General features: G+C 47.0%; 9 protein-coding genes. All 9 read right to left on the bottom strand.

What is annotated here, in order from left to right; all coding sequences use genetic code 11:
* A partial coding sequence (locus AC5V8P_RS16985) for a LytS/YhcK type 5TM receptor domain-containing protein (protein ID WP_495473736.1) occupies positions 1-1376 on the bottom strand: 1376 nt, incomplete at its 3' end.
* Between the two features lie 37 nt (positions 1377-1413).
* A complete protein-coding gene (locus tag AC5V8P_RS16980) occupies positions 1414-2400 on the bottom strand; it encodes a S66 family peptidase (protein ID WP_063212067.1) in 987 nt (328 codons plus the stop codon).
* A gap of 46 nt (positions 2401-2446) precedes the next feature.
* Positions 2447-3943, bottom strand: coding sequence for a methyl-accepting chemotaxis protein (locus AC5V8P_RS16975; RefSeq protein WP_064796827.1), 1497 nt, complete (start codon positions 3941-3943; stop codon positions 2447-2449).
* 207 nt (positions 3944-4150) lie between these two features.
* Positions 4151-4792, bottom strand: coding sequence for a 50S ribosomal protein L25 (locus AC5V8P_RS16970; protein WP_064796828.1), 642 nt, complete (start codon positions 4790-4792; stop codon positions 4151-4153).
* A 233-nt stretch (positions 4793-5025) separates the two neighbouring features.
* Positions 5026-7554: a type I pullulanase gene (gene pulA / locus AC5V8P_RS16965; protein WP_064796829.1), complete on the bottom strand. Its 2529-nt coding sequence runs from the start codon at positions 7552-7554 to the stop codon at positions 5026-5028.
* 448 nt (positions 7555-8002) lie between these two features.
* Complete coding sequence (locus tag AC5V8P_RS16960; protein ID WP_064796830.1) at positions 8003-9148, bottom strand: mannitol-1-phosphate 5-dehydrogenase; 1146 nt, start codon at positions 9146-9148, stop codon at positions 8003-8005.
* Positions 9145-9579, bottom strand: coding sequence for a PTS mannitol transporter subunit IIA (locus AC5V8P_RS16955; protein ID WP_064796831.1), 435 nt, complete (start codon positions 9577-9579; stop codon positions 9145-9147). Before AC5V8P_RS16955 ends, AC5V8P_RS16960 begins: the two co-directional genes overlap by 4 nt.
* On the bottom strand, positions 9576-11660 hold the full coding sequence (locus AC5V8P_RS16950) for a BglG family transcription antiterminator (RefSeq protein ID WP_064796832.1): 2085 nt from the start codon (positions 11658-11660) through the stop codon (positions 9576-9578). The genes AC5V8P_RS16955 and AC5V8P_RS16950 overlap by 4 nt, the downstream gene beginning before the upstream one ends.
* Positions 11661-11742: 82 nt before the next feature.
* Positions 11743-12627, bottom strand: an 885-nt coding sequence (locus AC5V8P_RS16945) for a PTS transporter subunit EIIC (RefSeq protein WP_495473735.1), incomplete at its 5' end; no start/stop codon positions are given.

The raw sequence follows: 12627 nt of genomic DNA, 5'->3' as shown, positions 1-12627 counted from the left end.
ACCAAGGGCTGGATGATTAGGCTTGGAATACGCACGGAAACCTCATCCATTACATACTCCACCTGAAGCCGATTACCGAAGCGGGCTTTTTCAATTTCCACGTAATCGGATACCTGCTGAAGCTCCTTATGGATTTCGATCAAGTCATCATTCAACTCCAAATTATAACGCAGATAGCCTGACAAATTAATGATCAGTTCGCGCGCCTTATCTGGCTTAGTTCGTGTCGTCGAGGCAATGGCATTTAACGCATTGAATAGAAAATGAGGGTTGATCTTAGTCTGGAGTGCCTTTAGCTCAGCCTTATTGGCCGCTTCCTTAATTTGCTCCACACGTGACACTTCCATTAACGTGGATATGATTTGAGACAAGCCAATCGCCATCGTCTGCAGCGGATACGTGATTTTATAAGCTTTTCGGTAGTAAATCTTCAGGGTCCCGGTCACTTCTCCCCGCTCCTCTAAAGGGATAATGAGCAGAGACTGGATTTGGGGCGTTTTATCGTCAGCAATATGGTTACGGATCGTGATTTTACCGCTGCGGATCGTCGCTTTAGTCACATCGCTAATGATTTCATCCCCGATATGATAGCGTTCTTCGCCAAAACCGACATAAGCCAGCACGTCTCGGGTATCCGTAATCGCCACCGCGTCAGCCTTGATGTCTTCTTTTATAATCGAGCAAATCGTATGCAAGGATTCCGCATTAATTGAACGAAAATAAGGCAGCGTCTTGTTGGCAATATCCAATGCCAGCTTGGCCTGTCTGGCTGCGATATTCTCCTTTTCCCCCTCCACACTCTGGATCAACAGAACAATTAAGCCAATACTTACTTCTCCGATAATCATCGGTAGACCGATCTTGGCCACGATGTCCACTCCAAGGCTATGGGGTTGTGCCATCACCAGAATGAGCAGCATCGTCAACGCTTCGCAGACCATACCTGCGGCGATACCGACCAGCCATCTCTTGGAACGATTGACCCGGCGACCGATATATCCTGACACCACGCCTGCCAGAATACTTGTAATCAGACAAGGAATCGAGGTGATTCCCCCGATATCAATTAGATAACGGTGAATCCCCGATACAATACCTGTAATGATCCCAACCCAGGGTCCAAACAAAATACCGCCCGCCATAATCGCGATGATGCGAACGTTAACCAGCGAACCTTCAACTTCAATCCCGGTGTAGGTGCCAAACAATGCAAACATGCAAAAAATCAATGTTAGGATCGTCAGCTCCGCTGGTGAATGACTGCTCTTCTGCAAGGTTTCCTTAAATCGGGGGATACGTGTAATAAAAAACAAACAAATCAGCAACAATGCTGCGCGTTCAAATAGCTGCATCAGCATTTCCAACAAGGCGTTCACATGCGTTCCTCCCAAATCAAAACAGATATGCCTACCACTACTCACATATTTCAATACTCACCCTGTCATTATAAGCCCGAATAATCGCCTTCCCGCCAATCGGGTATGTAAACTGCGGCGTGGTGTGGCCAAAATCGGCATCTACAATCACAGGAATAGAGGCCAATTCTCTTTTTGAACTAATGATTTGCCTAAGCAACTCCTCTGTCATATGCGACGCCTTCTGAAACCGACCTATGATAATCCCCTTGACCTGATCAAATTCAGGCTGGTGCAACAATGATTGCAAATCCCGGTCAAATGTAGCGGGTGAGCTTTCGTAATCATCCTCAACAAATAGAATGGTTCCTTTTAGACTAGGCATGTACGGGGTTCCCTGTAACAAATTCAGAGTACACAAGTTTCCCCCCACAATCGTACCCTCTGCTTCTCCTTCATGAATCGCATATGGACCCGCATTGCGGTGAAAGCTTCTTCTATCCTGATCCAGATACCAAGTATCGTCACTCCACTCTGGCGAAGATTGGATTTGAATGCTACCCTCCCCCAACATTAACCGTTGAAAATAAGTCGTTGTATAGTCATTTCCTCGCAACATAGCGAACGTCAAAAAGTGCGGTCCTGCATATGTGATAATCCCCGTTTTAGCATAAATCGCATGACTTAACGCCGTTATATCCGAATAACCACATAATCGTTTAGGATGAGCGCTGATCAGCTCATAATCCAAATGGGCAAGGAGCTGATTGGCATTATAGCCCCCAATCGAAGTCAGGATGCCCTTTACCTTTGGATCAATAAAAGCTTCATGCAAATCTGCTACTCTAGACTCGATCGAAGAAGATGCAAAGTCATCGTTTTCCAGCACATGCTGCGAAAAGCTCACTTTAAATCCAAGCCCCTCCAGCTTATTCAGGGCAATCAGACGATTTTCCTTAGAAACGATAGACAAGCTTCTGGATGGTGAAAGAATACGTATCTCGTCCCCAGCTTTTAATTTAGGTGCTTGCTTCCCCATGATCATGGTCATTCCCCCTTGTTACAAAGCGTTTAAACTGCAAACGGTTCGATTATTTACTTTTGCTGATTTTGGTAGGTTTGCTATTCTCATTCTGATCATGAACCAGTTCTTTCAACTGAATGATCAATCCCTCCAGTTCACTAAATCCAGCCACCATATTGGAGGTTATATTTCGTTGCTCCTCAACTCCAGCCAATATTTGTTCTGACGCTGCACTCGCTTGTTCTGTCACACTGGAAAATTCCATCATCTCTTGAACGACCTGAGACGAGAATTGCTGCATGCTATTCGTACTGGACTCTACCTCCACGGCCTGCGTCAATACTTTACTGGCATTTTGCAGGATATCCTCCAGTACAATTTCGGTCGAATGTGCAGACTCCATACTTTGCTGTAGTCTTTCCTGTCCCATGTCGAATTGGCTTACGACGGAATCCATCTGCATTCTCAGCTGGTCCAAAATACCTTCCATTGCTACCGAGGTGTTCCCAACCATTTCAGCCAAATTACGCACTTCTCCAGCCACGATCGCAAATCCTTTTCCATGCTCTCCCGCTCTGGCGGCCTCAATGGATGCATTCAAGGACAGCAAATTGGTTTGCTTTGAGATTTGAGTAATATCTTTAAGCATGGCAGACATATTGTCACTCTGCACTTTGAACTCATCCAATTCTTCTTTGGTACGACTCATCACCTGACCCAAATCCTTAATTTGAGACGTTAATGCAAGCAGTTGACTGCTCCCTCTGCTCCCGGCACTCTTCGTATCCTCGGAGAGCTGCTTCAGCTCTCGGGAATGATCGGCAACCTCGCGCACGTGCCGGTCAGACTGAGCCAAGTTATCGGTTACCTCAGTGATATTCGAAGCTTGCATTTCTACCCCTTTGGCAACCTCTTGAAACCCGATGGCGACTTCATTCGTCACGCTACCTGTAGCATCTACTTGATTCCTGAATCGCTCTGTAAAGTTATGTAATCCCGTTACCGCTTGTCTTACCTGCTCAAACAGAAATTCAATACGTTGCCTTGTGGCATCCATATTTTTATGTTGTTCTTCCGTTATCTTAAACTGTTTTTGATTTAACACCGATACCACTAGCAATAGCAACCCAATCAGCAATACAATAATAAACTCATGCACATAACGCAAAGAACCGGTAGCTGGCAGAGTTGCAGGCGTACCGATCGTAATTTGTACAAAAATATTACATAGATTTAAAGTCATAGCTGCCAAAAAATATCGGTAAGATGGGTAGAGCAGCAACAATGAACAAATAAAGATCGTAGTCACTACCTCCACGCTAGATAAGTTCACCAATATACATATTAATGCACTATAAAATGTAATAATCCAAGGAATAAGTCGGATTCCTATCTTTTGTATATTCAGAATCGTCAAAACTGCCGCGACTACAAATCCTACACCGCTAGATATCCACATCGAGGGATTAGATACTGCCGGGACGATGCTGCTCAAAGTCATAATCCAAAAAATAATGATCACCAATTTGTTTCTTTGCCACAACAATTCATTCGTTCTGTCCATGATTGTGTACGCGCTCCTTAGAGAGATATATTAGGTATTTATAAAATAAATATGTAAATGCCTACTATATATATCGTCATATCATTACGCGTATTGAATGAATGGTCGTGCATTCAAGAAAAAAACCGCACCCTAAGAGGGAGCGGTTTTGACTTATGGTTGGATCAACTTCTTAAATTGGCAGACGTTCATGTCCCCGCTGATGATTTAAGATTCCTTGTTTCCGGAAGCCTCTCCAGCACCTTCAGTTGCCGCTGCATCACCTTCCACAGCAGCATTCTCTACCTCGACTGCACGCGGAACGATCACGGATGCCAGCAGTTCCTCTTCAGAGACATGCAGCGTTACACCATTAGGAAGCTTCAAGTCGCTTGCGCTCAGCTTGTCCCCAATATCCAATGCGGATACATCCACTTCAATGGTGGACGGCAAGTCAGAAGGCAACCCTTCAACTTCGACTTCTGTTTCTTGAATTTGCAGAATACCGCCTGTTTTTGTACCTACAGGTGTACCCTGATAATCAATAGAGACACGTACGCGAAGTGGTTTGTTTTTGGAAATCTTTAAAAAATCGGCATGCAACCATTGGTTGTCACGCTGTTGATAATCTTTAATAATAACCGGAATCGTGTCTCCGCCTTCCACTGCGAGGTTAAATACCTCTGAACGTCCGGTTCTGACTACTTTGTTAAATTCCTTGGCATCAACATGTACAGGAATACCCTCAATCTCAGAGCCGTAAACCACAGCTGGAATCCGTCCTTTTAACCTTAATCCACGAATGGCCGAACCCTTCTTCTCTGTTCTCGGCTGGGCGGTCAGTTGAATACTTCCTCCATTAGAACTCATGATTACAACCTCCTTTAGGTTACCTTACAAATGTCTTTCTCCAAGAATCTTGCTTGTTTACCAGTTGTACTACAGAATATAAGCCAGCAAGCTGGCAAAACTAAACAAGTCCATAAATCTATTTTACCCCTTTTTTCTGAAAGTGAAGCATGTTTGCAAAAAAAAATAGCATCTCTCGAATTGATCGAAAAATGCTATTTTCTCGTGTATATATGGCAGTCAGGCCTACAAATCTATCCCGCCCGGTTATCGTTAACCAGTAATAAATATTCCTCTCTGCCACTATGAATCAACACCTGCATCACCGACCGGGTCAGGTCTACATCAATATATCGATCTGCTTCCACATCCTTGGCATCCCAGTGATTCAGACGGACAATGTAGCCCATTCGCTGGACATCAGGAGCCACCTGAATACGGGCTACTGCCCGACCATCATCTAAATCTTGAAATTCAACATGCCCGTCACGGTACCCAGTGCCCCATACCCACACGTTCCAGCCGGAGTATTGCCGGTCTGCACGCTCGTAGATCAATTCAATTGTGCGAAACGGGGTAGCTCCTCCATCACTTTCAAGGAGACTCTCTGCCCGCGCAGTACCTGCAATTTCCAGATCCATCCGCTTATCCAAACCTTTTGCTTCATTATCCGTCTGCTGATTGGCTTGATTTTCTTCAGTTACAGAGAAGACTCGCGCAGGTTCTTCCTGATCGTACAACACCATCATAGACCAACGGGATACCGTCACACGATGGCCTACCACTTCATATCGTGTCTCATTCCCGGCCCCGTGTGCATCCACGACTACATGCCATCGATCCGATTCCGCAGGCAATAATAGGGTCTGCTCTGTATCCGAGCCGTTATAAATCACCACAATATGATTCCAGGCATCGCCGTTAGCATGATGCCTCAACGCAAAAGCCACCACATGCCCACTGCTCTGCAGGACTTCCATATGCTGCTCTACCAGCTCACGACGATCCATGCGGAATGCCGGGTGATTTCGCCGTAAAGCAATTAAGCCCTGGTAGTAATCAAACACGGGGCGAAACCTTGCCTTGTTATCCCAACGGATAGCGTTCACCGCATCAGAGCTTCGATAGCTGTTGTGGTCTCCATATTTGGAGCGCAGCAGTTCATCTCCTGCATGGATAAAAGGAATGCCTTGCGAGGTCAGGACCATGCCGTTAGCCAACAGGGACTTGCGTACAGTTTCATTTTCAAGCAGATTACTTTCATCCAGTTCCTGATAGGGATCTGCTTCTGCTACAGCTTGCTTAGCTGTTCTTCCATCTTTGGGGTTCCCCTGCTCCCATTGCGGAAAACGGCAATTCTCCCGCAAATGTCTAACCGTCAAAATTTTATCCCACAGATTGAGATTATCGTGGGCCGTTACATAATTGACGGTCTCTGATGGCTGAGCTGTGAAATCATAAATAGCCCCAAAAGCACCTTGTAGTACCCGTTCCTCCTGATTTTCTGCCCCTGTGGCAAATCCGCTTCCTGTACCGTCGCTATCTCCCTTAATGGCAGAGCGGTAATTGTCGTTAAAAACGGCAAAACCTTTGTCCCGCTGCGTTCCTTTTAACGTAAGCAAAGGCTGCGGGGACTCCCCTCCTGTCCACGGCTCACCATAGATCAGCAGATCGGAACGTATTTCAGAGCGAAGCTCTCGGGTAAGCTGCTCTACAGTCGGTGTATCAATCAACGCCATCAAATCAAACCGGAAGCCATCTATGTGATATTCTTCTGCCCAATAGCGTAATGAATCCTTAATATACTTGCGCACCATAGGACGTTCGGTTGCTAATTCATTACCTACACCTGATCCATTGGTGAGCTTCCCTTGCTCATCCGTACGGTAGTAATATCCAGGTACGACAGGCTCAAATGGGCCCTTTTCCACCGAATACGTATGATTGTACACGACGTCCATAATGACACCGATACCGGCCGTATGCAGAGACTGTACCAGCTGTTTCAGCTCGCGTATACGCGCCTCCGGGTCAGCTGGATTGGAAGAGTAAGACCCCTCTGGCACATTATAGTGCTGTGGATCATAGCCCCAGTTATATTCCGTTCCTAATTCCACAAAGTCATTCACCGTATGAAAATCAGCCACTGGAAGCAAATGAACATGTGTAATACCCAGCTCCAGCAAGTGATCCAGTCCGATACGGTTACCCTCGGAATCCGTTAAGCCCGTATACGTAAAGGCTGCAAATCGCCCTTGAGCAGCAGATAAACCTTTTATACCCGTATTAAAATGAGGGTCCATCGAGAAATCACGCACATGAAGCTCATAGATAATGACGTCTGTCGCACGCTCAAGTACAGGTCCCTTATCCCTTTCCCATCCATTCGGGTTGGTTTGATCCAAATCAATGATAGCCGTACGCTGCCCGTTGGCTGATACCGCTGTGGCATATGGATCGGCAGCATAATGAACAGTGTGGTCTGCCCACTCCAGCCTGTACATGTAATAATATCTGTTCCAGTCGCCTTCCAGTTCTATAGACCAGACACCTTGACCATCACGACTCATGGGAAATTCCTGACCCCCGCCGTGCTCCTGAACGATTCCTTCCTGATCGTAGACCCCCGCGTCGTTATACAACGCTATATGAACCTGCTGGGCAGTCGGTGCCCATACCTTAAAATTGCTGCCTGCAGGCGTATAAGTAAGACCCAAATCATTGCCTTCATATATGGGATATGCTGTGTGCTCAAGCCCCTTGAGCTGATTGAAATCAGACATTCCTGTTCACCACCCATTTTTATACATCGGCTTATAGCCTCTGTTCATCCATCATTTATGATGTTTATGACTTGTCATTATACCTCAGGATTTGCAAAATCCTCACCTCATAGGCTATCAAAATAAGACAAGCTTGAAAAGCTGGATGATTTAAATAAGGATGACGCTTCCATTTTAGCACGTACACTCCATTTTATGACAAAACGATGAACAGGCTACAGCTTTCGCCTTTAAAACATCACATTTATTTCCTTGCTTTTATCACTTAAAGAATAGGCAGAAAAAAGCATGCTAAACATGTGAAATTTTCAGGAGAGTCGACGGTGATCCATTTGAAAAATTTCGTCAGCTATTCGCATAGTAGAGCTTCGATGCGAAACAAGAATAATCGTTTTATCTTGCTGCTGTTCTTAACGATTTTAAAATAATCGCGTGTTATTCCGTTGTTTTATGAATTTATAATATCGTATTTCTCCACAACCTGCCGATGTAACGGGTCATCTGCAGGTATGGATGTATATCGTGTCAGCGCCACACTCACTCCATGGCTGCGAATCACCTGCTGAAGCTCAACTGCTTCAGGGTCTTCCGTAATATCAAATTTACAGGCAGCTGCCATTCCTAATGCCAGATGATCAGTTGGAATGCCATACTCCTGCGCTTGCAGCGCGGGACGTATAAGACGGTCATTGGGAGACAGCTTGCGCAGCGGTGATCGTCCGACCCGAGTAACCTCGTCTGTCAGATTTGGATTGCGGAAGCGATCCAAAATCTTGGCGATGTACTTCTTATGCTCCCCTTGATTCAAACCGAAACGCCTCACAAGCACCGCTCCTGTTTCCTCCAGCGCCCCTTGGATCGAATCCACCACCTTCTTATCCTTCATAGCTTCCTGAATCGTGGCATAACCTGCGATATAACCAATATAGGCCGCCACGCAATGCCCCGTATTCACCGTGAACAGCTTGCGTTCAATATAAGGTTCGAGATCCTGCACATAAAGAATGCCCTCGATTTCCTCATGGTCAGGAGCCATTTGCGAGCGATCCACAACCCACTCGTAAAAAGGCTCTACCTGCACATGCAAGGGGTCCTCATGATGCTGGATTGGCACAATCCGGTCTACCGCAGCATTGGGAAAATATACCGAAACCTCTGCCTTGGCACGAGTCGCCTCATCCAGTAGCGCAAAAACGTGCTCTTTCAGTTGGGCGCTGCCTCCGATTGCATTTTCACAGGCGATGACATGCAGCGGGCCCGCCCCTCGTGCTACTCGCCTTGCTATCCCCTCGGCAATACCTGCGGCAATATGCCTGAGGATGCTGACACCTACCGCGGTCGTTACCAGATCGGCATGGTCTACCGCATCCGCTACAGCGGATGCATCTTTGCCATCAATTGCGGTTACATTCGTCACCGTCTCCGTATCCTTCGTATCATTCGCCAACTCTACCGTATATTGCTTGCGGCGGCGTAACTCGGATACAAGAGTTTCATTGACATCTGAAAAGACAACCTCATAGCCTGCGCGCGACAAAATCAGCCCAATAAAGCCACGACCGATATTTCCTGCTCCAAAGTGGACGGCTCTCATAGCTCCAGCTCACTTTCGAACAGATCAATAATTTCCTCCGCAGTCACCGCATTGCGAAGTTTTTCCATATTCTCTTCCTCCGCACATACTACAGCGATATTAGTCAAAATCTCCATATGATCGCCACCTTGGGCTGCAATGCCGATCACCATGTAAGCTTTTTCTTCCCCGAAATCTACGCCTTGCGGGAACTGAACGATGGAGATGCCTGTAGACTGAACAAGCATCTTGGATTCCTTGGTACCATGTGGAATCGCCAGCCCATTCCCGATATAGGTGGATACAATCTCCTCGCGTTCAAGCATCTTGTCAATGTACTCACTTGTAATATGTCCCGCATCCAGCAGGATTTGCCCTGCCATACGGATCGCCTCATATTTGTCTTTGGCGGTTGCGTTCATTTTTATTTTGTCTATCGTCATAATACTCACGTTAGATTCCTCCCTGTCCCTAATTTACTGTGAAAAAATTCAGCCAGCTCACTCGATATATAATTGGCAATCTGATCCCTGCTACCATGTTCCAGTAGCGTAATCATGTCTTCCTGCAACAGTAATGCACTAATCTCGCTCAATACCTCCAAGCTTTCCTTCGGCAACTCACGAGGTCCCAACATCAGCAGGACGCATTCTACCTGCTCATCTACATCCGCCAGCAGCGGCTCAGCCAGCCTATACAAGGTCAGCGAAGGCTGGCGAACATAGGGACTGCGCGTATGAATCAAAGCAACGGAAGTATCAGAAATCACCTGACTCCCTTGACGCTCTCTTTCTATAAGTTGTTCAGCAACAACAGAAGGCTCTGCGACATTTCCCCGCACTGCCTCCAACATGCAGATAGCCTCTATAGTAGCTGACATATCCATCCCTTGGTTTTCCAGCGGGTATACTTGAAATTGCTGTACAATGTGTACAATCTCCTCAAGGCTTTTCCGTAGACCGGTAAGCCACTCCATGCCCTGGCCGGGCTGAACGGCCTGTTCCTGAGGATGGTCATTAAGTTGATTGAGTGTAATATGCTGGATAAAATGACGCAGACGGTCACTCTCCTCTTGCGTCAGCAGCGGACTGATTTTGAGATAACGATCCGGTTCAAGCGGCAGCTCCACTGTCGAAATGATCAGATCATAATCCTCCTTCGGAATCCGCGTCGCCTCGTACCATGAGGCTCTATTCAAGATTTTGATCTGTGGCAACTCCTTGGCCAGTCTTGTTGCCAGAAGTCTGGAGGAGCCAATTCCGCTCGTGCAGACTACGATGGCTCGAACCTCCCGCTGCAATTGTCGCAGCCGCTCCAACGAAGCGCCAAAATGCATGACCAGAAATCCGATCTCTTCATCCGGTACTTCCATTTCTGTCATATCCGCCGCAGCCTTTTTGACCGAGTCGAACAAGCTACCGTAATCCTTGCGGATTTGCTGAAGGAGAGGGTTGCGGATGGACTTTCCTTCCCTCAAACGTTTGAGTACCGGGGCCATATGGGCAATCAGTCCTTCTCGCAAAACGCGGTCCTCTGCCAGTGGTGTGCCTGTCTCTACTTCCACACGACGAATCAACTCATGAACCAACTCCAGCAGTACAAGATCGTCTAGTGGCAGCAACCGTGTGGAATGATCCTCAGCATCACGGAACAGTAACCTTAAATAACTTCGTTCCTGGTCTGGAAAGTCAATAGCCAGCGCCGCCGACAACTCTGCGCATATGCGTTCTACCATAGCTGTGCGCAGCATGATATTCTCCTCCGAATCTGTCTTCAAATACTGGAGGGAGGGACGATGTTCTACAACGTACCCGAGTCGCAGACGTGCCAGCGACACGCAAATTTGAATCAGTAACTCCATATATTTGCTTTCCACCATGTTTTTCAGCCATTGATCATGAGGCTGCCAGAGGGCGTTCTCCACGGTTAGCAAGTTCCCCCTGCCAATCATCTCCAGCAACTTTTCAGTGACACGTGTCACCGGTCGAAGCTCCTCACGACCAGAAAACAGATCCGATTCATCCAAATATTCGAGAGCCAGCTCAGAAATCGCCCGTCTTTTGTCTATTTCCCGTCCTGTAATCTCGACACCGTATCCCCGTCTGCGCACAAGCACGAGTCCTCGATCTTTGATCCATCCTTGTAATTCGTCCAGATCATGACTGACCGTAGTTACTGTAACTTTCAAATCCGATGCCAGCGCCAGCAGCTTGATCGGCTCCTGTGTGTCCAGCAGCATGCACAGAACTACAATCTTTCTCTCCTCAGCCGAGTAATCGTCTGACTTCGTATACAGCAACTGCTCTCGTAGACTTGCAAGCTGAGTCGGGTCGGCATCCACATAGATACCGATCCCTGATTTTTTCTCCAGCTTTACCTCATGAGCCGCCAACCAACACTCGACTGCGCCAAGTTCCCGATGAACCGTCCTTGTGCTGACATTGATCTTCTCGGCAATTTCCCCAGCTGTAACCTCTTGGGGCTGCTCCAAAAGATACTCCACGATGTCAGATTGTCGTTTCGTAATATTCATAAGCGCATACCGTTCCTTCCCAAGCTCTATTCCCTTTCAGCAGGAAATACAAACTGTACACAGACGGCTGACTTTATAGGAATTAAGAGTCGGATTTCAGACGGTCAACCAGCGCTTCGTATTCAGGGCTTTTCAGAAAATTGTCAATGGAAATGTGCTCAGCATTCGGGGCTACCGTTTTAGCCCGGTCTGTCAACGTTTTTTGCGTAATGACAATGTCCGCATCCTGTGGAATTTCACTGATTGCCGTATTTGTTACCGTAACGTCCACGCCCGCCTGTTTCATTTTCTTGCGTAAAATGGAAGCTCCCATGGCACTTGAGCCCATACCTGCATCACAGGAAAAGACAATTTTGTTCACTTCGGATTTATCCTTGAACAGCCGATCTGTAGCAGCCTCGACAGTACGACCAGATGCTTGGTTACTTTCCGCTACAGTGGCGCTAGCACTTGCACCTTTGCTTTGATTTTTCATATCTTTCAGGCGGGATGCAGCTTCCTCCAGCCCCTCTTCCTTCTGCTTACCTGTCTTGAGCAATACTGCGGCCACAGCAAAGGATACGACCGCAGCAGCGACCACACCGCTCAGCATCGGCAAATATCCACCTTTTGGTGTCATCAGGAAATAAGCGATGATACTGCCTGGTGAAGGAGCAGCAACCAGTCCGGCACCTGTCAACATAAAACAGAAGGTTCCCACAACGCCCCCTGCTATAGCAGCAAGAATCAGAATCGGCTTCATCAAAATGTAAGGGAAATAAATTTCATGAATCCCGCCGAAAAAATGAATGATGACTGCACCAGGAGCAGACGACTTCGCAGAGCCTTTACCAAACAGGCAATAGGCCAACAAAATACCGAGGCCCGGCCCAGGATTGGATTCAAGCATGAACAAAACGGATTTCCCGCTTCTTGAAGCTTCCTCCAGCGCAATCGGACTCAATACTCCGTGATTCAATGCGTTGTT

It is taken from the genome of Paenibacillus sp. N119s (assembly GCF_059447605.1).
Note: the sequence above shows the minus strand (reverse complement) of the source record. Positions and strands in the feature narration are given on the sequence as shown.

What these genes read in the sequence shown, in the direction of transcription:
- AC5V8P_RS16980 (WP_063212067.1), bottom strand. Translation starts at nt 2,400, where the DNA reads ATGATCATGGGGAAGCAAGCACCTAAATTAAAAGCTGGGGACGAGATA.
- AC5V8P_RS16975 (WP_064796827.1), bottom strand. Translation starts at nt 3,943, where the DNA reads ATGGACAGAACGAATGAATTGTTGTGGCAAAGAAACAAATTGGTGATC.
- AC5V8P_RS16970 (WP_064796828.1), bottom strand. Translation starts at nt 4,792, where the DNA reads ATGAGTTCTAATGGAGGAAGTATTCAACTGACCGCCCAGCCGAGAACA.
- pulA (WP_064796829.1), bottom strand. Translation starts at nt 7,554, where the DNA reads ATGTCTGATTTCAATCAGCTCAAGGGGCTTGAGCACACAGCATATCCC.
- AC5V8P_RS16960 (WP_064796830.1), bottom strand. Translation starts at nt 9,148, where the DNA reads ATGAGAGCCGTCCACTTTGGAGCAGGAAATATCGGTCGTGGCTTTATT.
- AC5V8P_RS16950 (WP_064796832.1), bottom strand. Translation starts at nt 11,660, where the DNA reads ATGAATATTACGAAACGACAATCTGACATCGTGGAGTATCTTTTGGAG.